Annotated in this window: 13 protein-coding genes; 10 read left to right on the forward strand and 3 right to left on the reverse strand. The window is 77.1% G+C overall.

Annotated features, from left to right (window positions below; all coding sequences use genetic code 11):
* Positions 1 to 557: 557 nt before the first annotated feature.
* A complete protein-coding gene (locus RVR_RS10615; RefSeq protein WP_346731445.1) occupies positions 558 to 932 on the reverse strand; it encodes a winged helix-turn-helix transcriptional regulator in 375 nt (124 codons plus the stop codon).
* A gap of 285 nt (positions 933 to 1,217) precedes the next feature.
* Between RVR_RS10615 and RVR_RS10620 the strand changes: the two genes are divergently transcribed.
* From RVR_RS10620 to RVR_RS10655, 8 genes are all read left to right on the forward strand, one after another.
* The gene (locus RVR_RS10620) at positions 1,218 to 2,078 is read left to right on the forward strand and encodes an SDR family oxidoreductase (protein ID WP_202233607.1); all 861 of its coding nucleotides are present in this window, start codon (positions 1,218 to 1,220) and stop codon (positions 2,076 to 2,078) included.
* Between the two features lie 205 nt (positions 2,079 to 2,283).
* Positions 2,284 to 3,183, forward strand: coding sequence for a DUF4132 domain-containing protein (locus RVR_RS10625; protein WP_202233608.1), 900 nt, complete (start codon positions 2,284 to 2,286; stop codon positions 3,181 to 3,183).
* The gene (locus tag RVR_RS10630; protein WP_202233609.1) at positions 3,180 to 8,501 is read left to right on the forward strand and encodes a hypothetical protein; all 5,322 of its coding nucleotides are present in this window, start codon (positions 3,180 to 3,182) and stop codon (positions 8,499 to 8,501) included. The genes RVR_RS10625 and RVR_RS10630 overlap by 4 nt, the downstream gene beginning before the upstream one ends.
* A 23-nt stretch (positions 8,502 to 8,524) precedes the next feature.
* Complete coding sequence (locus tag RVR_RS10635) at positions 8,525 to 9,838, forward strand: ATP-binding protein (protein ID WP_202233610.1); 1,314 nt, start codon at positions 8,525 to 8,527, stop codon at positions 9,836 to 9,838.
* Positions 9,825 to 13,994, forward strand: a complete 4,170-nt coding sequence (locus RVR_RS10640; protein WP_202233611.1) for a DUF5682 family protein — start codon at positions 9,825 to 9,827, stop codon at positions 13,992 to 13,994. The genes RVR_RS10635 and RVR_RS10640 overlap by 14 nt, the downstream gene beginning before the upstream one ends.
* Before the next feature lie 423 nt (positions 13,995 to 14,417).
* The gene (locus RVR_RS10645; RefSeq protein WP_202233612.1) at positions 14,418 to 16,352 is read left to right on the forward strand and encodes a hypothetical protein; all 1,935 of its coding nucleotides are present in this window, start codon (positions 14,418 to 14,420) and stop codon (positions 16,350 to 16,352) included.
* Between the two features lie 360 nt (positions 16,353 to 16,712).
* On the forward strand, positions 16,713 to 17,420 hold the full coding sequence (locus RVR_RS10650) for a SanA/YdcF family protein (protein ID WP_237405280.1): 708 nt from the start codon (positions 16,713 to 16,715) through the stop codon (positions 17,418 to 17,420).
* 105 nt (positions 17,421 to 17,525) lie between these two features.
* Positions 17,526 to 18,005: an OsmC family protein gene (locus RVR_RS10655; protein ID WP_202233614.1), complete on the forward strand. Its 480-nt coding sequence runs from the start codon at positions 17,526 to 17,528 to the stop codon at positions 18,003 to 18,005.
* Here RVR_RS10655 and RVR_RS10660 read toward each other — a convergent pair.
* Positions 17,989 to 18,657: a hypothetical protein gene (locus RVR_RS10660; protein ID WP_202233615.1), complete on the reverse strand. Its 669-nt coding sequence runs from the start codon at positions 18,655 to 18,657 to the stop codon at positions 17,989 to 17,991. The genes RVR_RS10655 and RVR_RS10660 overlap by 17 nt on opposite strands.
* A 182-nt stretch (positions 18,658 to 18,839) precedes the next feature.
* Here RVR_RS10660 and nirB point away from each other — a divergent pair, with 182 nt between their 5' ends.
* A complete protein-coding gene (gene nirB, locus RVR_RS10665) occupies positions 18,840 to 21,428 on the forward strand; it encodes a nitrite reductase large subunit NirB (protein WP_202233616.1) in 2,589 nt (862 codons plus the stop codon).
* Positions 21,425 to 21,862: a nitrite reductase small subunit NirD gene (gene nirD, locus RVR_RS10670; protein ID WP_202233617.1), complete on the forward strand. Its 438-nt coding sequence runs from the start codon at positions 21,425 to 21,427 to the stop codon at positions 21,860 to 21,862. Before nirB ends, nirD begins: the two co-directional genes overlap by 4 nt.
* Here nirD and RVR_RS10675 read toward each other — a convergent pair.
* On the reverse strand, positions 21,855 to 23,258 hold the full coding sequence (locus tag RVR_RS10675) for a glycoside hydrolase family 10 protein (RefSeq protein ID WP_202233618.1): 1,404 nt from the start codon (positions 23,256 to 23,258) through the stop codon (positions 21,855 to 21,857). The two genes, nirD and RVR_RS10675, sit on opposite strands and share 8 nt — an antisense overlap.
* Positions 23,259 to 23,614 lie beyond the last annotated feature (356 nt).

A 23,614-nucleotide genomic window follows, 5' to 3' on the forward strand; every position in this document is an offset into this window, starting at 1 on the left:
GGTGGCCGTCCGGGACCCGGACGGCGCGCGGCCCGCCGGGCCCGGGGGGCCGCCGCGGGCGGTCGCAGCGGCCGGTGCCGGGGGTGCGGCCGCGGGCGGGGCCGGGGCCGGGGCGCCCGGGGGCGCGGCGGCCGGCCCGGGGCGCCGGGGCCGCGCCGTGTGGTCCGACCGCTCCGCGCGGTCCCCGCGATCCTTGCGGTCCGACTGCTCTGTCCGCTCCGTCCGCTCCGTCCGCTCCGTGCGGTTCCTGCGGCTCATCCGGTCCGTCCCCTGGTCCGCTCGCCCTGCCGGGTCCGCCCGCTCGCCCACGTCATACCCGCGATCCTGCGCACCGGCTGTGTCGGCGCCGTTGCGACCGGATGCCGACGGGTGACGGTCCGCTCACCCGCGCGCGGCGGGCGCTGTGAGCCGGTTCGGTGGTCCATATCTCCGCTTTTACCCGATACGCGGCCGTGCAGCCGTCCCGGTCGGCCCCGTCATCCCGGCCGTCGCCCCGACCGGTTCACCGACCGCCACCCCGACCGGCTCCGTCGACCGACTTCCGGCCCCCTGCGCCCTCACCCGCGCCGATCCGGCCGCGGGCGCGGGGCACCCGGCCCGGGCGCGGGAGTGCCGGCCGCGGCGTCGTCGAAGGTACGGCGTGCCTGCTCGACACGTCCGAGGTTCGCCTCCGACCACTCGGCGAGCGTCGAGAAGAGCGGCGCGAGGCTGCTGCCGAGGTCGCTGATCTCGTACTCCACGCGCGGCGGCACCTCGGGGTGGTAGGTGCGGACCACCAGGCCGTCCCGCTCCATCTGCCGCAGCCGCTGGGTGAGCACCTTCGGCGTGATGGTGCCGATGAGCCGCTGGAGTTCCACGAACCGCTGCCGCCCGTGCGCGTGGAGCGCCCAGAGGATCGGCGTGGTCCAGCGGCTGAAGACGATGTCGACCACGGGCGCGATCGGGCACGCCTGCGCCGGGCCCACCGGCTCCGCCCCGCCACCGGGTCCCACGTCCCTCCGCCGCGCCACCGCCGTCACGCTCCCTCCGGGATAGTCGCTTTCCTCTAGGTACCTACTTTCCTTCGGATGTTAGCTTCCCTGACGAGTCGGCGCCGCGCCGACCTGGCCCCCACGGCCTGGTCCCGCCCGGTCGTACGGCGGCGCGCCCCGCGCCCCCGTACACCCCGCGCCCTCTCCCCTCCCCCGTTCCCTTCCAACCCACTTCCAGGAGTACGCATGATCGTGGTGACCGGAGCCACCGGAAACATCGGACGGCCGCTGGTGGCGGCCCTCGTGGCGGCCGGCGAGCAGGTGCGGGCGGTATCCCGCAACCCGGTGACGGACGAACTCCCCGACAGCGTGGACCACTTGGCGGCCGACCTCGCCGAACCCGGCAGCATGAGCCGGGCGGTGGACGGCGCCGACGCGCTGTTCCTTCTGGTGGCGGGCGAGTTGGCCAACGGCAGCGGCGATCCGGCGCGCGTCCTCCGGGCGGCGGAGGCCGGCGGGGTGCGTCGGGTGGTCCTGGTGTCGTCGCAGATCGTCGGCACCCGTCCCGACGGCACCTCGCACGCCGGGCTGCGCGCGTTCGAAGCGGCGGTCCGCGCCTGCGGTCTGCCGTGGACGATCCTGCGCCCGAGCGGCCTGGCGAGCAACGCGTACGGCTGGATCGACGGTGTCCGCGCGAGCCGGACGGTCGCGGCGCCCTTCGGTGACGTCGCGCTGCCCGTGGTCGATCCCGCCGACGTCTCGGCGGTGGCGGCCGCGGCGCTGCGCGAGGACGGGCACGCGGGCCGCACCTACGAGGTGACGGGCCCGGCCCCGATCAGCCCGCGCGAGCAGGCCGTGGCACTCGGGGCCGCGATCGGCACGGAGTTGCGCTTCGTGGAGCTGACCCGGGAGCAGGCCCGGTCCGAGATGGCGCGGTTCATGCCCGCCGACGTGGCGGACGGCACCCTCGCGCTGCTGGGCGACCCGCTCCCGTCGGAGCGGCGGGTCAGTCCCGACGCCGAGCGGGTGCTCGGCCGGGCGCCGGGCGACTTCGCCGGCTGGGCCGCGCGCCACGCGGCGCCCTTCGGCGCAAGGACGGCCGGCTGAGGGCCCTCCCCGGAGGGGGAAGCCCGCGCGTGGGGCCGACGGAGGTCCACCAGGTCTTCCCGGCGCGCGACTTGGGCCCCGAAGACCTCTTCGCGCCCCTCGGCCCCCTGCCGTTCCGCCCGCCCGGTACCGAGCGGGAGCGATTGTCGGTGGTGGCTTCTACTGTGATCCACCTCGCAGGCGAACGTGCTGGAGGGGACCGGGGATGGGCTGGATCGAGGCGGCGGGCGGCTATGCCGTGACGCTGGAGGGCACGCGGGTGGTGTGCCGCAACGCCGCTGGACGGACGTTGAAGCAGGTGCCGGGCAAGCTGCGGACGGACCCGGAGGTGGTGCGGCTCCAGCAACTGGTGGAGTGGCTGGAGCGGCACGAGCGGGAGTGCCTGGCGGAGGTGGACGGCTGGCTGGTGCGCTCGCTGCCGGTGCCGGCCGCCCTGATCGCCCGGGTCTGGCCCGACGCGGCCTGGCGGGCGGCGCTGCGGGACCTCGTGGTGGCGCCGGTCGGCGCGGACGGCGGTCCCGACCTGGCCCGCGCCGGCTTCCTGCGGGACGCCGACCCCGAGCGCGGCATCGGCGTGGTGGACCTCGACGGCGACTCGGTGCGGCTGGCCGCGCCCGCCGTCCTGGTGCCGCACCCCGTGCTGCTCACCGACCCCGCCGACCTGGACGAACTCCGGGAGTTCGCCGCCGAGTTGGAAGTGCGGCAGAGCATCGGCCAGTTGTTCCGCGAGGTGTGGCGGCGCGGCGAGGAGATCGACGGCACGGCCACCGCGCTCGACACGTACGCGGGCGGCAGGTTCGCGCAGTTGCGGCACGCCACCGCTCGGGCCACGCAACTCGGCTACCGGGTGCGCGGCGGTCAGGCGGTCTGCCAGGTCGTTGCGGCCGGGCGGCCGGTGGAGGCGGCGCTGTGGCTCGGCGCGGACTACCCCGAAGCCGAGGCCGTCACCGGGGAGTTGGTGTGGCGCGACGGCGGGGGCGCCCGGCTGCGGCTGTCCGAGGTGGACGCCGTCGCGTGGTCCGAGGGGCACCGGATGGCGTCTGCACTGTACGCGGGCCGTGTCGTGCCCGAGGAGAACGAAGAGGGCGTGGAGGGGAAGCGATGAACGACGGGGATCTGCTGGCCGCGGGGGCGGTGCTGCCGCTCGACGGGCAGCCGGGCACGGGGGCCGGCACGCGTCAGGGGTCCGGCCGGGCTCCGGCGTCCGGCGCGGCTCCGACATCGGGCGCGGCTCCGGCGTCCGGCGGGGAGCGGCCGGGCGGCACGACCGACGTCCTGGTCGCCCGTGCCTACGCGCACCCGGTCCTGGACGGCCGCACCGTGGTGCGGCTGGTCCCCGAGGCGCTGGGCGAGGCGGAGGACCTGTCCCTCGAATACCTGGGCTTCGCCCCGGGGTTCGCCGCCGAGGCGGACGCGGCGGAGACGACCGCGGCGGACGCGGGCGACGGCGCGCAGCCCGCTGACGACGGGGCCTCGGCGGACGCGGGCGACGGCACGGCCGGCACCGGGACGGCCGGGGAGCCGGCGGCCGCCGGCACCGCCGTACCCGTCGGCCGGGTGCTGCGTCAGTCCCTCGGCTTCCCCGCCTGGGCCCTGGTGCACGACCCGGCCAACGCCCGCCACGCGCTCGCCGTGGTCAAGGAGATGGAGCGGCTGACCCGGCTCGCGGCCACCCGGCCCGGCCACGCGAAGGACGGCTTCTCCGAGATCGGCGAGCGCCTGGACCGCTCGGTGCCGCACTTCCTGCCCACGTACTACGAGGAGGTGGCGCGGATCTTCCTCGCCGCCGAGTCCACGGGCTACGCGTCCTCCTACTTCGGCAAGGCGCGGGAGGCCGAGCGGCGGCACGCCCTGGAGATCGACGAGGAGCGGCTGCGCGAGGTCTTCCTGGAGTTCGCCTCGGCCGGGGCGCTGTCCGGGAAGACGCTGCGCGAGCAGGCCCGCGGGCTGTCCGAACGCCTCTCCCCCGAGACCGCGTTCACCCAGTTCCGGCTGCTGTGCGTGGAACGCGCCACCGCCGGACTGCCGCCGCACGCCGGGCTGGTGGAGGACCTGCGCCGCCTGGCCAAGGCCGCCGGGCTCGACGCCCCCGCCGAAGAGGCTTCCCTGGTCGGCGAGTTGCTCGGCACCAGCGCGATCGACCGCGCCGGGGTGTCGTTCTGGAAGTCCGCCCGCACCGCGCTGCTGACCGCCGCCCGCGACAGCCGTGCCGCCCGGGCCCGGCTGCTGCGGCTGTTCCCGGCCGAGGCGACCAACATGTCCGACGGGCGGGCCGCGATCGACACGATGTGGCTGGAACTGCTGGAGCACTCGGGCGCGTTCGCGCTGCTCGCCGAGGGTCCGGGCCGCCCGCCCGGCGCCGATGCCCCGGACCCGCGAGGGCGGGCGGCGACGGGCGCGGAGACGGGCGCGGGCAAGGGCGCGGGCGCGGAGGCGGAGGCGGACGCCGACGTACCGGGGGCCGCCTGGTGGTTCGGCCAGTGGGCGCAGTTCCGCCGGCGCGGCTACCGCCGCCGCGAGGAGCGGCTCGCGGCCGAACTGGAGCTGGTGGAGCGGTTCGCGCCGCAGCTCGCCCGCGAGGGCGTGCGGGTGCGGCTGACCGCCGAGCGCGGCCACCGCGAGGTCTCCCCCGACCTGCTCGACGTGTGCCTGGCCGCCGGCGTGCCGGTCGCCGACCCGCACGACGGCGTCGTCATCGACCTGGCCGACTGGCTGGCCGACGACCGCCCCGGCCGCCGCGACCTGGCCGCCGTCGCCGCCGACCCGCGGTTCGCGCCGCTGCTGCGCTCCGGCGTCGAGCAGGCCGCGAGCCGCGCCGACGGGACGGAGAACCTGCGGACGCTGGCGGCGCACCCCGTGCTGTCCGCGGCCGTGGCCGGCTGGCTGGCCGACCGCGCCGACGACCTGGACCGGCCGCTCGGACTCCCCCTGCTCGACCGTCAGTTGAGCCGCCTGGCGCAGTTCGGCGACCCTCGCGTGCTCGCCACCGCGCCCGCCGCCGTGGACCGGCTCACCTCGTTCGACGTGGCCCCCGTGCTGGCCCGCACGCTGCGCGCCGGCGTCATGGACGAGCTGGGCTGGCCCGCCCTCGACGCCTACGTCGCACGGCACCTGGACCTGACCGCAGGCGGCCAGTGGTTCGAACTCGACGACGCCTGGCCCGCGTTGATCGTGGCCCACGGCACCCACGTGGCCGCCGTCGGCCCCGACGCGGTGCTCGACGAGCGCACCCTGCCGCTGCCCGCGCCGAACCCGTACTCCTGGATGCGGCCCACCGTGCGCTTCGTCGACGGCCAGTGGCTGATCGTGTCGGGATACGGCGACGAGCGGCGCGCGGCCTGGTCCGGCCGGCCCGCCGACACCTTCCGCCCGGGCGGTGACCCCTCCTCGCCGTACCGCGGTTCGGGGTCGGTGTCGCTCGCGCTGGCCGGCGGCGGCCGCTGGTTCGGTTCCCGGCCGGTGCTGCCGGGCGACACCTCGTTCGCCGCGCGCCGCCCGGTCGCGTCGGACGGGATCTCCCACTGGGTGCTGTACGAACGCCACTGGCACGAGTACGACCCGGCGGGCGCGGTCCGCGGCCGCGCGTCCCTGCCGGCGTTCTTCGACAGCGCCCTCGCCGAGGACGGCGCGGGCACGCGGCTGGAGGAGTCCTCCTCCTACCTGTTGCCGCTCCAACCCGGCCTGGAGGGAACGCCGTTCGGCAGCAAGGACGGCATGCTCGGCTGGTGGGTGCGGCGCGACGAGGCCACGGCCACGTGCACCGCGGGCTCGGTGGACGGCAGCCGCAGCCCGGCGACGTCCGGCGGCGCCACCCCGCTGCCGCCGCTGCGCCTGCCGGGCGGCGCCGCACTGCACCCGACCGTCCGCGGCTCCTGGACCCAGACGGTCACCCTGTACGGCGCGGACGGCGTCGAGTGGGGCAGCGTGGACACCTACGGCCGCGGCGGGCACTTCGCCAGCGGCACCGACCTCGTGCCGCCGCTGTGGTACTGGCACGCGCTGCGCCCCCGCGACGAGGCCGGCTCCGCGCTGCTGCGCGACGTCACCGACGCGCAGGCCGCCGCGCTGCTGGCCGCGGTGCCGGACGAGAAGTCCGACGCGGCCGCGGCCGTCCGCGAGGTGCTGCCGGGCATCAGCGACCCGCGGCTGGTCAAGGGCGTCGCCTCGGTCGTCGGCATGGCGGCCGCTGCGGCCCGTCGCATCGCGCTGCTCGGCGAGCGCCGTAGCCGGCCGGCCCAGGACCCGTCCGCGACGGCCGAGCACGCGGGCGACACCGTCCTGGGCGAGGCGATGCGCGGGCTGATCGACCCGGTCCATGTCGGCGGCTACCCCGGCGGGGGCGCCAACCGGCAGACGTTCACGGCGATGGACACGCTCCGCACGCTGAACGCGGTCACCGCGGGCACCCGACCGGAGCGCCCGGCACCGCCGGCCGAGAAGGACGGACGTTTCCCCTTCGGCGACACCTACCACCGGCGTCGCAGCATCGACTGGCTCACGCTCGCCGGCGCCGGCGTCACCGCGGCCGTGGCCCGCGCCGCCGCGCCGGGTACGCCGGCCGAACAGCGCGCCGCGCTGCTGGAGTTCCTGCGCACCGCGCTCGGGCTGGACGCCGAGGGCGTGAACGGCGACGGGGCGACCGGTGCGCAGGGAACCGGGGCGAGCGTGCTCGCCGACCCGCGCGGCCGGCTCCGGCTGGTGGACATCACCGGCAAGAAGGCGCCGAACAGGATCGGCCAGGTGATGTGCAGCGGCGGGCGTTCGCTGCTGGTGGTCGCCTTCTGGCGCGACGAGGACCAGGACGAGGAACAGACCTGGAAGGCCGTCGAGTTCGCCCCCGACGGAAGGTTCGGGGCGTGGGAGGGCTTCACGCTCGTCGAGGACCGCGTGCTGGGGACCCCGGCCCCCGCCGGACCCGGCGGGACGCCCGCCGAGTCCGCCGCGACGGCGGCCCTGCTCGCCGGGATCGCCGCGCGCGGCCCGGTGCCCTACCGGCCGGAGGCCGCCGCGCGCTTCGCCGAACGCACCGGCGCGGACGTGTCGTTGGCCGCACTGCTGCTGCTCGGCCTGCCGGGGCTGGGCGGGTACGGCAAGTGGGGGCTGCCGCCTGCGGAGGTCCTGGAGCTGGCGGAGCTGCGGCCGAACCGCGCCCTCACCGCGCGGGACGCGCTGCGCCGGCTCACGACCGCCGACCGGGTCCGGCTGCTCGCCGCGCTGGTGCCCGCCGACCCGTCCGCGGTCGACCGCCTGTGGACGGACGGCTTCGACCCGGACGCGCTCGCCGACGCGTGGCTGTCGGTGCGCGGCGGCCGCCGTCCGGTGCCGATCGAACTGGTCGAACGTGCCGAGCGGGAGGGCGACTTCGGCGGCTGGATCGAGACGGTCGTCAACTCCGAGGCCGACCCGGCGCTGGTCGGCCGGACCCGGCAGCGGCTCGACGCGGACGGCCACCTGTGTGCCGACGACCCGCGGGCCGTGCTCGACGGGAACGAACTGTGGCGCTACACCGGCGCGCTGCGCTGGCTGGCGTACCGGCTGCCGTACGGCCACCCGTTGCGCCCGTCGCTGCGCGACACGCTGGCCGCGCTGCGCGCGCGGCTCGCCGACGAGAACCTCCTGCTGGACCCCAACCTCACCTGGAGCAGCGAGGGCAAGCCGGTCGCGCCGGCGCTGCGCGAGGCGTACGGCCTGCCGGAGACGGGCGGCGAGGACGCGGACGGCCTGGTGCGGGTCGGACCCGCGATCGTGCTCACCCCGTCGCGGCGCGGCGCGAAGTACGAGGACGTGTGGCTGCGTTCGGCCGCGGTGGTGCCCGGGGCGTCGCCGGAGGGCGGTCCCGACCACCCCGCGCTCGTCCTGCTCGCCGGGTTCGGCGGACCCTCCAACCCGTACACTCAGGCGCTGCGGGACGTGCTGGGCGAGGACCTGGCGGCCGCCGTGGCCGCCGACGGGCCGGCCGGCGCCGCGCAGGATCCGACCCACAGCGTCCCGGAACTGACCGAGCAGGTCGCGCGGCACCTGGGCCTGTCGCCGGACGCGGCCGCGCTGTACCTGATGCTGCTCGCGCTGCCCGATCCGACGGACCGCAACGTGACGGTGTGGACCGGCTGGAAGCCCGCCCGGACGAAGCGGGCCAGGGCCGAACTGGCGGGCACCGACCTGGTGGTGGAGGCGAAGCGGGCGCGGGCCGGGCGCTCGCTGTTCCTGCCCGGCGGCTGGCTGGAGGCCAAGGCGCCGGCGCTGCCGATGGAGTCGTGGAAGCAGCCGCTGTTCCGCGCCGGCCAGTTGGAGATCACCGCCCAGCCCATACCCGAGCTGCCGGTGCCCGAGCTGTTCCGGCGGGCGTGGCAGCGGGTGCTGGACGGAGACCCGCCGGCCTTCGAGGAGTTCGTGCAGCGCCGGACCGGACGGGGCCGACGGTGAGCGCCGCGGAGAAGGGGCCCGGCATGGGCACGGGGGCAGGCCCGGCGGATGGTGAACGAACGGATGAGGGGGACGGGTTGGGCGCGCAGCCGGCGCGGCGGCAGATCGAACTGGCCGAGGACAGGTACGCCGAGGAACTGGAGTTCCTGGCCCGTTGGGACCGCGGTCCGCGCCCGCCCGGGTGGCGGCTGACCCCGAGGGCCGTGGTCGTCTTCGTCTGCGGCTCGGGCGGCGAGACGCTGCGGGCGGAGGCCGAACTCCCTGAGGGGACAGGCCAGTCGGCGCCGGCGGACGGCGGGAAGGCCCCGGCGGACGGCGGCAAGGCGCCCGCGGACGGGGGGTCGGCGCGCGCCGGGTCGGCCGGGGAAGGGCCCCGCGAGCTGGTGGTGGCCCGCAAGTTCGTCGGCGACCGGGCGCTGGTGGAGCGGTGCGTGGTCACCCTCGCCGGGGAGCGCGGCCTGCTGCTGGTGGGCGAACCCGGCACCGCCAAGTCGATGCTGTCGGAGCTGCTGTCGGCCGCCGTGTGCGGCACCAGCGGCCTGACCGTCCAGGGCACCGCCGGCACCACCGAGGACCAGGTCCGCTACGGCTGGAACTACGCGGCGCTGCTCGCCAACGGCCCCAGCCGGGCGGCCCTCGTGCCCTCCCCCGTGCTCACCGCGATGACCCGCGGGGCGGTGGCCAGGATCGAGGAGATCACCCGCTGCCTGCCGGAGGTGCAGGACGCGCTGGTCTCGATCCTGTCCGAACGGCGCATGGCCGTACCCGAGTTGGCCGGCACGGCGGACGGGGCGGACGGCACGGTCCACGCCGTGCCCGGGTTCACGGTCATCGCCACCGCCAACCTCCGCGACCGCGGCGTCTCGGAGATGTCCGCGGCCCTCAAGCGCCGCTTCAACTTCGAGACGGTCGGGCCGATCGGCGACCTCGACACCGAGACCGCCCTGGTCCGCGCCCAGGCCACGGCCGCCCTCGCCCGCGGCGGTGCCGGCTTCGCCGTCGACCAGGCCGTGCTGGAGGCCCTGGTCACCGCCTTCCGCGACCTGCGGGGCGGCCGCAGCGCGGAGGGCTGGGAGGTGGAGCGGCCGTCCACGGTGATGAGCACCGCCGAGGCGGTCCACGTCGCCACCTCGATGGGCCTGGCCGCGGCCTACCTGCCCGACGGGCGGGACCCGCTGCGCACCCTGCCCGGGCACCTGCTCGGCACCGTGCGCAAGGACGACCCGGCCGACCACGCCCGGCTGCTCGGGTACTGGGACGGGCCGGTCCGCCGCCGCGCCGAGCAGGGCGCGCCGCTGTGGCGGACCCTGTGGGAGCTGCGCGATGCGCTCGGCTGAGGACACGGCGCCCGCGGCGGGCACGGTACGGACGCCCGGGTCCGCAGCGGCCGACCGCGCGCCCCTCGCGGGCGGCGTGGCCGGCGGGGCCCGCGGGGCCGGAACCGCGCGAGGCGCGGCTCGGACGGCGGCCGGGCCCACCGTGGCCGGCGGAGGCGGTACGTCGGCCGCGACCGGCGGGGCCGAGGGCGCCGGCGAGGGCCGCGCCCCGCACGACGACCCTGGCAGGGGTCTCGGCACGGGTGGCGGCCCCGACGCGCACGGCGCCACCCGAACGGGTGACGGCCTCGGTACGGGTGGCGGCCTCGGTACGGGTGACGGTCCGGCCGGGGACCGGCGCCTCGGACGGAGCGAGGTCGAGGCCGAGTCGGCGGCGCTCGCCGGGTGCCGGGAGCCGTACCTGATCGGGGTCAGGCACCACTCCCCGGCGCTGGCCGCCGCCGTGCCGGAACTGCTGGCGGAGGCGGCGCCCGACGTGCTCTTCGTCGAGTTGCCCGAGGAGTTCGGGCGCTGGCTGCCGCATCTGGCCGACCCCGAGGTGCTGCCGCCGGTGGCGCTGGCCGGGCACGGGCCGCGCGGGCTGGTGTTCCTGCCGTTCGCGGAGTTCTCGCCGGAACTCGCGGCGCTGCGCTGGGCGCGGGCGGCCGGGGTGCCGGTGGTGGCGTTCGACCTGCCGGTCGGGGCGCCCGAGGAAGACGGCCCGCGCCGCGGAGGGGGCGGCGCGGGCACCCACGGCCGGCCGGATCGGCCCGGTCTCGCGGACGCGATGCGGGACCGGGCCGGCGGCCGCGCCGAGGACGACCTCTGGGACCGCCTGGTCGAGTCGGCGGCACCCGGCGGCTCGCCGGAGGCACTGCGGCGCGCCGCCCTCCTGGTCGGCTGGGCGCTGCGCCACGACGCGGCCGCAGAGGACCGCCTGGACCCGCACGACCTGCGGCGCGAGGCCCACATGCGGCGCGTCATGGCGGAGCACGGGGCGGTGCGGCCGGCGGCGCTGGTGGGCGCGTTCCACGCGCCGGCCCTGCTCCCGGCGGCCTCCGGCGCGCCGGGGCGCCCGGCCGTCGGCGCGGACCTCGTTTCGGCGCCCCGGGCGGGCTCCGGGGCGGCGCCGGAACCCGGAACCGCGCCCTCCGACCGGCCCGGGCCCGTACCCGACAGCGACACCGGTACCGGCAGCGGCAGCGGCAGCGGCGCCGACAGGGCGCGCCGGGACCGGGCCGGCGGAGGCGGCGGGGCCGGGGAGACCGCCGTGACCACCTCGCTCGTCCCCTACACGTTCGCGCTGCTGGACGAGCGGTCCGGGTACCCCGCCGGAATCCGCGACCCGCAGTGGCAGCAGGGCGTGGTGGAGGCGGCGGGCGACCCGCGGCGGCTGGACGAGCTGCTGGTGGCCACGGCGGTACGGATCTGCGCCGCCGTACGCGCCGCCGGCCACCCGTGCGGACCGCCCGACGCCCGGGAGACGGTGCGCCACGCACGCGACCTGGCCACCTTGCGGGGCCGACCCGCCGCCGGACGGGCGGAGTTGCTGGAGGCGGCGCAGACCGTCCTCACGCAGGGCCAACTGCTCGGCCGGGGACGGGTGGTGGCGCAGGCGCTGGAATCGGTGCTGGTCGGCACCCGGCACGGCAGGCTCGCGCCGGGCACCCCGCGCTCCGGGCTCGGCCCCGCCGTGGAGGCGCTGCTCGCCGAACTGCGGCTGCCCGCGCCGGGGTCGCCAGAGCAGCGCGAGGTGCGGCTCGATCCGCACCGGTCACCGCTGGACCGGCGGCGGGAGGTGGCGCTGCGCAGGCTGGCGGTGTGCCGCGTGCCGTACGGCGAGGTGGTCCGCGGCGGGGGCACGCCGCTCGGGCCACCCGGGTCCTCGACGGCTCCCGGGCCCGCGGGCGGCGGCAGCGGGGCAGCGGAGACCGGCGAGGGCACGATCGGCGTGCGCTGGACCGTCGGGTGGACCCCGGCGACGGCGGCGATGCTGGACGCCGTCGCCGCCCACGGCAGCGACCTGGCGCAGGCCGCGGCCGGGCTGCTGCGGCAGCGCTCGCTGGCCGAGCGGCGGCGCGGCGGCCCGACGGCCGCGGAGGTGCTGGCCGGTTTCGAGGAGGCGGCGCTGTGCGGGCTGCCCGACGCCGCGGCCGACCGGCTCGCGGAGACCGCCGACGTGCTCCCGGCCACCGGAACCCTGCCCGAACTCCTCGCCGGGACACGGCTGCTGGACCGTGTCGCGGCCGGACTGCTGCCCGGGCTGCCCGACGGCTGGGAGCAGGCACGGATCGCCGACGCGCTCGCCGCCCTCACCACGGCGGGCGTCCGCGCGCTGGACGGGCTCGCCGGGTCCGACGACCCGGACGACGCCCGCGCGCTCGCCGAACTCGCCACCCGCGGCGGTTCCCCGGGGTTGCGGGTCCGCGACGCCCTTACCCGGCTGGCCGCCGAGGGCAGCCCGCTGATCAGGGGGGCGTCCGCCGCGACCCGGGTCCTGGTCGACGACATGACGCCCGCCGCGTTCGGCACGGCGCTGGCCGCCCGCACGCACGGCGCGACCAGTCCCGAACTGCGCCTGGACCTCGGCGCGTTCCTCGCCGGAGCGCTCACCGCCGCCGGGCCGCTGCTCGAATCGGGACCGTTGCTGGCGCCGGTCGCGGAACTCGTCGCGGAACTGCCGGACCGCGCCTTCCTCACCCGGCTGCCCGCGCTGCGGCACGGCTTCGACGCCCTGTCCCCCGCCGCCCGCGGGCGCCTGCTCGCCGCGGTCCGCGCCCATCCGTCCGCGCCGGGCGCGCGGGGTTCCGCGGTGCCCGACCCGCACGCCCTGGCCCGCCACACGGCGGCGGACCTCGCCGGGCGCGAAGTGCTGGCGGCACGCGGGCTGTTGGGAGTGCTCGACGAGGAGGGCGCCGCGGCAGCGTCCGCACCGGGGCATGAGGGCGCCGCGCCGCCGTCGCCCGAACCGCACGCGACAGCGAGCCCCGCGGGCACCGAACCCGGGACCCCCGCGGTGCCCGCAGCCGCACCCACACCCGCTGCCGCACCCGCACCCGCACCCGACGGCATCTCCGCCGACGTCCGCTGGCAACTGCTGCTCGGACAGGTGGAGGACGCAGGAGCCGGCCGCGCCGGGCGGATCGCCACCGCGCTCGACGAGCTGTACGGTTCCGGGCACGGCGAGGGCGCGGCGAGCGTGCCCCACACGTCCGGCGGCGGCCAGGAGCCTCCCTACCCCGACATCCGGTCCTGGGGCGAGGAGTTGGCGGACCTGTTCGGCGCGGACGTGCGCGAGGAGGTGCTCTCCGCGGCGGCCACGGCCGGCCGGCTGGACGCGGCGCTGGCCATCGACCCGGCCTCGGCCCGGCCCTCGGTCGACCTGCTGCGGACCGTGCTGTCCTACGCGGGCGGCCTGCCCGAGGGCCGACTCGCCCGGCTGCGGCCCCTCGTGGCCCGTATCGTGGCCGAGTTGACGCGTGCGCTCGCGGTCCGGATGCGGCCGGCGCTGACCGGTCTGACCCACCCGAGGCCCACCCGGCGCCCGGGCGGGCCGCTGGACCTGGCCCGCACGCTGCGGGCCAACCTCGCCACGGCCGAACGCGATCCGGTCACCGGCGCGGTCGGCGTACGGCCCGAGCGGCCCGTCTTCCGCACCCGGGCCCGCGCTTCGGCGGACTGGCGGATCGTGCTGGTCGTCGACGTGTCCGGGTCGATGGAGGCGTCCACGGTCTGGGCCGCGCTCACCGCGGCCGTGCTCGCCGGGGTGCCCGCGCTCACCACGCACTTCGTGGCCTTCTCGACGGAGGTCCTCGACCTCACCGACCACGTCGCCGACCCGCTGTCCCTCCTGCTCGAAGTGCGCGTGGGCGGCGGCACGTCCATCGCCCGCGGGCTGCGGCACGCCCGCACCCTCGTCACGGTGCCCTCGCGCACCCTCGTGGTCCTCGTCAGCGACTTCGAGGAGGGCGGCCCGGTCGGCCCGCTCCTGACGGAGGTGCGGGCACTGGTCGACGCCGGCTGCCGCGTGCTCGGCTGCGCCTCCCTGGACGACGCCGGGCGGCCCCGCTACTCCACGGGTGTCGCCGGTCAACTCGTCGGCGCGGGCATGCCCGTGGCGGCGCTCGGCCCCCTCCAACTCGCCTCGTGGATCGGCGAACAGGTGCGAGCCCGCTGAGTGCGCCGCCCGGGTGCCCTCTCCGCGCCCGGGCGGCCACACGGGGCGCGGACGACTCGCCGGCCCACCGGGGGCGCCGGCCGTCCGCCGATCGGCCCGCGCCGGCCCGCATCGGCCCGCGTCGGGCGGCACCCGGACCGCGTTCGCCCCCCGGTCGCCCCGTTCGCCCGTGTTCGCCCCCGGAGCCGGCGCATCCGCATCCGCACCCGCTCCGGCCTCCCGCCGAGGGCTCCCCGACCATCCCGGGAGGCCACGCCGTACGGAAGCCGCCGACCGCGTCCCTGCCTCCCGCACTCGCCTGGCCCGGCGGACCCGGCGGTCCGCGGCCGGGGGGCCGGGTGGCCGGGCCGGGCGGGGTTGTCGTACCCCTGGGGCAGGATGGCGTCGGTAGCGGGGCGGAGTGCTGCGAGGGGAAGGCGCGGGATGGAGACGGGTGCGGGGTTGCCGCCGGTCACGGCGGGTGCGGCGGCGGACGCGCTGGCGGATCTGCCGCCGAGGCTGCGCAAGCGGCTCGACGGCGCGGTGGCGAAGGCGGCCGGGTGGCCGGCGACCCGCGCGGAGGGCACCGTGCGGGTCGCGGTGGACGCGGACACCACGGTCGTGCTCACCCTCACCGCGCACGGCACCGTGGCCCGCGCGGCCGCGGTGAGCTGTGACTGCCTGCTCGCTCCGGCCTGCCTGCACAGGGCCGCCGTCCTCGCGGCGGCGCCCCTGGCGGAAGAGGAGGACGACGAGGAGGGCGCCCCGGCGGAAGAGGGGGAGCCCGCACGCGAACCGGCGCCCGGCAGCGAAAGCGGCAGCGGCACGGATCCGCGCACCGCCCCAGGCCCGCACCCGGCGCCCGATTTTCACGGGCACGGACACGCCCCCGGCTCCGGCTCCGGCCCGGACACGCCCCAGGCCCCGGCGTCCGTGCCACGACCGCCGCACACGCCCCCGCCCTCGGCCCCACCCCCGCCGGACCCCGCGGCGCGGCAGGCCGCCCGCGCGTTGTGGGCCGCCGGGGTCGCAGCCCTCCGCGAGGGTGCCGTCGCCTCCACGCTCCCGCGCACCGGCCTGCTGCACGCCACCCGGTCCGCGCGCCTCGCCGGCCTGCACCGCCCCTCCGCCGCCGCGGTCCGCGTCGCCCGCCGCCTCGGCGAGGCCCGCGCGGCCGAACCGTCCTTCCGGCTGGCCGCGTTGGTGGACGACCTGGCCGAACTGCTCGACCTGGCGCGTACCGTGCGGGACGCCGACCCGGACGACGCGGCGGCCCGTTCCGCAGCGCACCGGGCCGCGGGCGAGGCCCGCCGGACCTACCGCCCGAGCGGATCGCTGCGGCTGTACGGCCTGTTCACCGAGCCGGTGGTGACCGCGTCGGGCTACGCGGGCGCGCGGACGTTCGCCCTGGAGACGGGCGGCGCGCTGCGCACCGTGGCCGTGGTCGCGCCGGGGCCGCCGGACCGGGCCAGGCAGGCCGCTGGCGCCCGGGTGCCCGGTGGAGCAGCCCTCAGCCTGCGCGAACTCGGCCGCGGGGCCGGCCTGCTGGCCACCGGCGCGACGCTGACCGAGGACGGCCGGATCGGGGGCGGCGCCGCGCTGCGCACCGTCACCGCGGCCGGCGCGGACTGGTCCGCGGACCCGCTCGACGCGCTGTGGCGCCCGGCGCCCGCGCAGCAGGTCCGGACGGCACTCGCCCACCATGCCACCGACGCCGACCGACGGCCGGCCGGCTCCGACCTGCTCTTCCTCGAAGGAACCGTGGCCGAGCGGGGCGGGCGGCCCGTGCTCCTGCCGGACGACGGCCCGCCGGTGCCGCTCCACGCGCCCGACGAGCGGCCGGAGTTGGCATACGCGGACAACCTGCGGCGGCTCGCCGAGCGTCCCGGCGGCCGGGTCCGGCTGATCGGGCGGCTGGCCCCCGACCGGCCGTCGGGGGTGGACGCGCTGGCGCTGGCGACCGCCGCCGGCGACCGCTACGACCTCGGCCTCGACCGGCTCCCGCCCGGCCCGCCCGGCGCCGACGGGCGGGCCGCCCTCCCGGCGGACGCGCCGCTCGCTCCGCCCCCGGTCGAGTGGGAACTGCTGAGCCGCGCGGTGGCCCGTACGGTGGCGGGCGGCCGCGCGGTGGCCGCCGCCGCGGTCGATCCGGAGCTGCCGGGGAGACTGGTGGCCGCGGGACTGCCCACGGCCGCGGCGTGCGCGCGGGCGCTGGCCGCCGCGACCCGGGCCCGCCGGCCGGACCCGCTGGGTGCGATGCTGCCCGCCGACCCGGACGCCTTCGCCACCGCCTGGCTCGCCGCGGCGCTCTACACGGGCGCCGCGGCACGGGAGTTCACCGCAACCGCGTGGGCCGGACGAACGTCCCTCAGCGTGTAGGGCCCGTCCGGCGGATGCGGGTCCTGCCCGCCACGCGCCCGGCGCGGTCCGCCGGACACGCCTCAGGGCCGGGCGGGCGGCGGGGCGCGGGTGCGCGCGTCGCGTGGACGAGGGCGCCGAGGGCAACCAGGGCAACCAGGGCAACGATCCAGGGGGTACGGAATGCGGGAGCGGACCAGTCGGGCGGGTGCCCGGGCGGCCGGGGCGGCCCGAGGCGCCGGGGCCCGCGTGTTCCGTCCGCGCGCGCCGAGGACCTCCCGGACCGCGGCTGCCGCCCGGAACACGGGAACCGTCCGCGCCGCCGGGGCCCGGCGGGCCGCGCCCGACCCGCACCTCCCGCTGACCCGCGACGGCCTGCTCGTGCCGGACGGCTCGCGCCACCCGCTCCTGCTCCGCCTGCCCCGCCTGCCCCGCACCCGTCACGCCCGGCGCCGCCTGCTGCGCTGCGCCGTGGCGCTGTGCGTGCTCGCGCTGCTGCCCTCCGCCTGGCTGCGGCTGACCCAGGACGGCCGGGTGCGCTCCGAGCGGGACGTGCCGAGCGAGCCGGTCGCCGTGGTGTTCGGCGCCGGGCTGTCCGACGGCGCCCCGTCGGCCTACCTCGCGCACCGCCTCGACGCGGCGGTGCGGCTCTACGACACGGGCAAGGTGCGGGTGATCCTCGCCACCGGTGACAACAGCCGCCCGTCGTACGACGAACCGGCCGCGATGCGCGCGTACCTGGTCGCGCACGGCGTGCCCGGCTCCCAGGTGGTGCTGGACTACGCGGGGTTCGACACCTGGGACTCCTGCGACCGGGCCCGGCGGATCTTCGGCGTGGACCGCGCGGTGCTGGTCACGCAGGACTTCCACATCGACCGGGCGCTGGCGCTGTGCGGGGCCGCCGGGATCGACGCGTACGGCGTCGGCGTCGACGAGAGGCACGACGCCACGTGGTACGCGAGCGGGACGCGGGAGGTGCTGGCCGCGGACAAGGCCGCGCTCGACGTCGTCCTCAAGCCGGACCCGCAGTTCCTCGGGCGGCACGAGCCCGGGGTGGCCCGCGCGCTCGCCGCCCTGCCCAGGCCGTAGCACCGGCACCGGACGCCGCGGGCTCCCCGGCATGATCGCCGGGGCCAGCCCTTAGCATGGCCGTCACGGCGCCCGCCGGCCGCCACCGACCCGAGGGAGCACGCCATGCCGTCCGCCCGGCAGCACATCTACCGGACCGAGCTCGTCTGGACCGGCAACCTCGGCACCGGCACGGACTCGTACCGGTCCTACCGGCGCACCCACGAGGTCACGGCGCCCGGTACGCCCGTCATCGCCGGGTCCTCCGACCCCCACTTCCGCGGTGACGCCGACCGGTGGAACCCCGAGCAGATGCTGCTCGCGGCGCTCTCCCAGTGCCACATGCTCGCCTACCTGCACCTGTGCGCGGTCAACGGCGTCGTGGTGACCGGCTACACCGACCGCGCCGAGGGCACCATGACCGAGACGGCCGACGGCGGCGGCCACTTCACCGAGGCCGTCCTCCGCCCCGAGGTGGAGGTCGCCGCCCCCGACATGGTGGAGAAGGCCCGGTCCCTCCACAGCCGCGCCCACGAACTCTGCTTCATCGCCCGCTCCGTCAACTTCCCCGTCCGCCACATTCCCTCCGTCACCACCCCCGCCTGACCCTCCCCGCCCCGCCGCCACCGTCCGCCCCACCGTCCGCTCGGCCGTCCGCCCCACCGTCCGCCCCGCCTCCACCGTCCGCCCGGCCGTCCGGCACGTCGAGCGCGCCGACCGTGAGCACTCCGTGCCCGGACCCGCCGCCCGCAGGACCGCTCCGCTCCCACAGCCGGGTGACGCCCGCCGCCGCCCGGGCGATCGCGGCGCCGTCCAGTTCCGCCCGGAACCCCGCGACGCCCGCCTCCCGCCACGATCCCGACAGCAGCACCCGCCCGCGCGCCGGCAGCGGGGCGACCCACAGGTGCGCGTCCCACGCGACCGCGCTTCCGCTGCCGCTGAGCTGCTGCACGGCGAGGGGCGTTCGCCCGCCTCCTTCCACGGCCGCTCGCCGCGCCGAGATGCCGCCGGCGCGGCCGCCGGCCTCGTACCGAACGTCCAGCCGCAACCCGTCGTCGCCGTCCCACACGCTGCTGGGCACCGCCTTTCCGTCCGTCATCCGCACCGGGTCCCTCGGCACCCGCCGGATCACCCGCAACGCGCACACGAACCCGGCCGAGTAGACCCTCAGCGCGCCCATCCAGGCACCGGCGTCCGCCGTGGCGAACAGCACCGCGTCGCCCGCCGCGGGCACCGGCAGCTCTCCCTCGCGTTCCATCCGTCCACGGTCCCACGCACCCCGGGCAGGGGCACCGGCGTTCTCGGACAGGCCGCCGATCACGGGGGCGCGGCGGGCTCGGAGGGGGCTCACACGGGCGGGGTGGGGGGGATGAGGGCAGCGTTGCCGGGGGGTAATCGGCGGGATGTGCCCGGGTAACAGCGGGCCCGCACGCTTGCGGCATGGAGAACCGAACCGAGACGCGCCCGACGATCGTGCTGGTCGGCCACGGCATGGTCGGGCAGCGCTTCCTGGAGGCCCTGGCCGACCGAGGGCTCACCGCGAGCGCGCGGGTGGTCGTGCTGTGCGAGGAGCCGCGCGCGGCCTACGACCGCGTGCATCTGACGTCGTACTTCTCCGAGGGCACCGCCCCGGAGGACCTCGGCCTGGTCGAGGACGGCTTCATGGCCCGGCACGGCATCGAGCTGCGGCTGGGCGACCCGGCGGTGGCCGTGGACCGCGACGCGCGTACGGTGACGGCCCGTTCGGGGCTGGTGGTGGCGTACGACACGCTGGTGCTGGCCACCGGCTCGTACCCGTTCGTGCCGCCGGTGCCGGGCCGCGACGCCGAGGGCTGCTTCGTCTACCGCACCATCGAGGACCTGCTCGCGATCGAGGCGTACGCGGCGGGCGCGCGGACCGGCACCGTGGTCGGTGGCGGGCTGCTCGGCCTGGAGGCGGCGGGCGCGCTGAAGGGCCTCGGCCTGGACACGCACGTCGTGGAGTTCGCACCGCGCCTGATGCCGGTGCAGGTGGACGAGGGGGGCGGCCGCGCCCTGCGGCGCAGCGTCGAGCAGTTGGGCGTGGCGGTGCACACCGGCATCGGCACCCAGGAGATCGTCCCCGGCCCGGACGGCCGGGTGGGCGCGATGGCCCTGTCCGACGGCTCGACGCTGCCCACCGACATGGTGGTGTTCTCCGCCGGGGTGCGGCCGCGCGACGACCTGGCCCGCGCGTGCGGCCTGCCGGTCGGCGAGCGCGGCGGCATCGTGGTCGACGCGTCCTGCCGCACCGCGGACCCTTCCGTGTACGCGATCGGCGAGTGCGCGCTGGCGGCCGACGGCCGTGTCTACGGGCTGGTCGCGCCCGGCTACGAGATGGCCGAGACGGCGGCGGCCAGGATCGCGGGCGGGGCGGCCGCGTTCACCGGCGCGGACACCTCCGCGAAGCTGAAGCTGCTCGGCGTGGAGGTGGCGAGCTTCGGCGACGCGCACGGCGCCGCCGACGGCTGCCTGGACGTGGTGTACTCCGACCCGCGGGCCGGGGTGTACCGCAAGCTGGTGGTCGCCGAGGACGGCACCCTGCTCGGCGGGGTGCTGGTGGGCGACGCCGAGTCCTACGGGCTGCTGCGCCCGTTGACCGGCACGGTGCCGCCGGTGGCGGCCGAGCACCTGGTGCTCCCGGCGAGCGCGGGCGCGTCCGCGGGCGCCGCCGGGCTGGGCGTCTCCGCGCTGCCGGACGGCGCGGTGGTCTGCTCCTGCCACAACGTGTCGAAGGGCACCGTGCGCGCGGCCGTCACCGACCACTCCTGCGCCTCGGTGCCGGACGTGAAGAAGTGCACCAGGGCCGGCACCGGCTGCGGTAGCTGCGTCAAGGTGCTCGGGCAGATCGTCGGCGCCGAACTGGCCGCCAACGGCGTCGAGGTGGACACCGGCCTGTGCCGCTGCTTCCCGCAGACCCGCACCGAGCTGTACGAGATCGTGCGCGCGCTGCGGATCACCTCCTACCGCCGGCTCCTGGACGCGCACGGCCGTCCGGAGGCGCGCGGCGGCGAGGGCTGCGAGGAGTGCAAGCCCGCGGTCGCCTCGATCCTCGCGTCGCTGGCGCCGGTGATCGGGGCGAGCGGCCACGTGCTCGACGGCGAGCAGGCCGCGTTGCAGGACACCAACGACCGCTTCCTGGCCAACATGCAGAAGAACGGCTCCTACTCGATCGTGCCGCGTGTCCCGGGCGGCGAGATCAGCCCGGAGAAGCTGATCGTGATCGGCGAGGTGGCACGGGACTTCGGCCTCTACACGAAGATCACCGGGGGCCAGCGGATCGACCTGTTCGGTGCCCGCGTCGAGCAGCTCCCGGTGATCTGGGCGCGGCTGGTGGACGCCGGCTTCGAGTCGGGGCACGCCTACGGCAAGGCGCTGCGTACCGTGAAGTCCTGTGTGGGGCAGAGCTGGTGCCGCTTCGGCGTGCAGGACAGCGTGCGGATGGCGATCGACCTGGAGCTGCGCTACCGCGGGCTGCGCTCCCCGCACAAGCTCAAGTCGGCGGTGTCGGGGTGCGCCCGGGAGTGCGCGGAGGCGCAGTCGAAGGACTTCGGGGTGATCGCCACCGCCTCCGGCTGGAACCTCTACGTCGGCGGCAACGGCGGGGCGACCCCGCGCCACGCGGACCTGCTCGCGAAGGACCTGTCGGACGCCGAACTGGTGCGGCTGATCGACCGGTTCCTGATGTTCTACATCCGCACCGCGGACCGGCTGGAGCGCACCAGCGTGTGGCTGGAGCGCATACCGGGCGGCCTGGACCACGTGCGGGACGTGGTGGTGCACGACACGCTGGGCATCTGCGCGGAGCTGGAGGCGCTGATGGCCGAGCACGTGGCGCACTACCGCGACGAGTGGGCGGACACCGTCAACGACCCCGAGCGACTGCGCCGGTTCGTGTCGTTCGTCAACGCGCCCGGTACCCCCGACCCCACGGTCCGCTTCGTGCCGGAGCGCGACCAGATCAAGCCCGAGCCGGTGCTGCTGGCCCTGACCGAGACGGTGACCGTATGAGTGCCCCGACCGACCTGACCGACCTGACCGGCCCGCCCGCCGTGACCGCCCCGGCCGGGTCCGCCACCGAGGAGCGCCCGGCGGGCGACCTCCCCGGCGGCTCGGCGACCGTCGAACTACGGTCCCCCGGCGGCTGGTTCGCGGTCTGCCCGCTCGACGCGCTGGAACCCGGGCGCGGGGTGGCGGTGCTGCTGCCCGACGGCGCGCAGGCCGCCCTCTTCCGGCTGCGCGACGGCGGCCTGTACGCGATCGGCAACGTGGACCCGTTCACGGGTGCGGGCGTGCTCAGCCACGGCCTGGTCGGTTCGACGGTGCCCGGCAACCGCCCGTACGTCGCCTCGCCGCTGCTCAAGCAGCGGTTCGACCTGGCGGACGGGCGGTGCCTGGACGACGACGCGGTGTCCGTGGCCAGTTACCCGGTGCGGGTCAACTGACGGTGCACGCCGTGCCGTTGAGCGTGGCGCCGGAGGGCTTCGGGTCCGAGCCCGACCAGTCGGCGTTGAAGCCGAACGACACGCTGCCGCCGGCCGCGACGGCCCCGTCGTAGGACAGGTTGGTGGCGCTGACCGTGCCGCCGCTCTGCGTGACCGTGGCGTTCCACGCCTGGGTGACGGTCCTGCTGCCACCGGGGTAGGTCAGCACGACCGTCCAGCCGTTCAGCGCCGACGCGCTGGTCACCGTGACGTTGGCGGTCACACCGGTGTTCCACTCGTTGGCGGTGTAGGAGACCGCGCAGGTCCCGCCGCCCGGGGGCGAGGTCGGCGGACTGGTCGTCCCGCCGCCGCCCAGCGCGGTCTGGATCGCGTAGTAGGCGGGCTTGGGCTGGTAGTTCGTGTCGTACGGGGTGGCCGCGCCCTGCCCGGGGAAGGTGCTCGGGACCCACGAGGTGGCGTCGTTGAAGCCCCACACCGTGATGCCCTGGCAGCGCGTGACGCCCAGGCAGTCGTTCACGACCTTGGTGTAGTCGGCGGCCTGCTGCTGGAGGTTCGCGGCGCTGGCCGGGGTGGCCATCCGCACGTCGAGTTCGGTGACCGCGACGTCCACGCCGAGGTCGGCGAAGCGCTGGAGGTTCGCCTCGAAGTCCGACGGGACCTGCCCGAGGATGAAGTGCGCCTGGAAGCCGACGCCGTCGATCGGCACGCCCTGCTGCTTCAGCGACTTGACCAGGGTGTACATCGCGTTGCTCTTCGCGTTCTCGCCCTCGGTGTTGTAGTCGTTGAGGTAGAGCTTGGCGGCCGGGTCCGCGGCGTGCGCGGCGGTGAGGGCGTCGGCGATGTAGGACGGGCCGATCTGGTTGTACCAGAGGTCCGAGCGGTAGCTGCCGTCCTCGTTGAACGGCTCGTTGACCACGTCCCAGTGGACGACCTCGCCCTTGTAGTGGGTCACCTCGTCGGTGACGTGCTTGACCATGAGGTCGTGCACCTGGGTGTTCGTGAAGCTGCCGGAGGTCAGCCAGCCGGGCAACTGGCTGTGCCAGACCAGGTTGTGGCCGCGCACCTGCATGCCGTGCTGCTGGGCGAAGCCGACGATCTGGTCGCCGGGGCCCCAGTTGTAGGTGCCCCGGGTCGGCTCGACGGTGTCCCACTTCATCTCGTTGCCCGGGGTGACCTCGTCGAACTGCGTGCTCGCGATGGACGCCGAGGTGCCGGTCAGCTCGCCGGCGGTCAACGCGGTGCCCATGTAGACGCCCTTGGCCTCGGCGAGCGTGCGCAGCGGGGTGTCCGCGGCGTGGGCGGACGGTGTCGTGGCGGCGACCAGCGCGGCCGTCACGGCGATCAGGGCGACGCCGGAGCCGCCCGCGGCGGATCTCAGGGTGCGCTTCGAGAACATCGGGGTTACCTCTCTCCAAGTGGGGGTTGGACAGGGCTGCTGCGTCCCCGGAACGGCCGCGCCGCCGCGGGCGTACCACGGGGGGCGGATCGAAACTTTCGGGGACGATTCCGATCTGCGCGCAGACCATACGGCGGCATGTGTCGGTCGTCAACACTCGGGGCGGTCACCGCAGGTGAGCGAGCGGGAGCGCTCCCATGACCCGCCGTTTCCCGGGCGCCCACGTCCGTGCACCGGGTCACCGGGGCACCGCGTCGCCGGGCCACCGCGTCGGTACGCGCGGGCCGTACGACCGGGTCCGCACCAGCGGCCCTCCCCGGGCGCCGCAGGCCGCACGGATCGGCCGATCCGTGCGG

The sequence above is a fragment of the Streptomyces sp. SN-593 genome (assembly GCF_016756395.1).
Taxonomy (GTDB): domain Bacteria; phylum Actinomycetota; class Actinomycetes; order Streptomycetales; family Streptomycetaceae; genus Actinacidiphila; species Actinacidiphila reveromycinica.

Coding starts and splice junctions, on each gene's coding strand:
- RVR_RS10635 (WP_202233610.1), top strand. CDS start 8,525: ATGGGCACGGGGGCAGGCCCGGCGGATGGTGAACGAACGGATGAGGGG.
- RVR_RS10640 (WP_202233611.1), top strand. CDS start 9,825: ATGCGCTCGGCTGAGGACACGGCGCCCGCGGCGGGCACGGTACGGACG.
- nirD (WP_202233617.1), top strand. CDS start 21,425: ATGAGTGCCCCGACCGACCTGACCGACCTGACCGGCCCGCCCGCCGTG.
- RVR_RS10630 (WP_202233609.1), top strand. CDS start 3,180: ATGAACGACGGGGATCTGCTGGCCGCGGGGGCGGTGCTGCCGCTCGAC.
- RVR_RS10675 (WP_202233618.1), bottom strand. CDS start 23,258: ATGTTCTCGAAGCGCACCCTGAGATCCGCCGCGGGCGGCTCCGGCGTC.
- nirB (WP_202233616.1), top strand. CDS start 18,840: ATGGAGAACCGAACCGAGACGCGCCCGACGATCGTGCTGGTCGGCCAC.
- RVR_RS10660 (WP_202233615.1), bottom strand. CDS start 18,657: ATGGAACGCGAGGGAGAGCTGCCGGTGCCCGCGGCGGGCGACGCGGTG.
- RVR_RS10620 (WP_202233607.1), top strand. CDS start 1,218: ATGATCGTGGTGACCGGAGCCACCGGAAACATCGGACGGCCGCTGGTG.
- RVR_RS10625 (WP_202233608.1), top strand. CDS start 2,284: ATGGGCTGGATCGAGGCGGCGGGCGGCTATGCCGTGACGCTGGAGGGC.
- RVR_RS10655 (WP_202233614.1), top strand. CDS start 17,526: ATGCCGTCCGCCCGGCAGCACATCTACCGGACCGAGCTCGTCTGGACC.
- RVR_RS10645 (WP_202233612.1), top strand. CDS start 14,418: ATGGAGACGGGTGCGGGGTTGCCGCCGGTCACGGCGGGTGCGGCGGCG.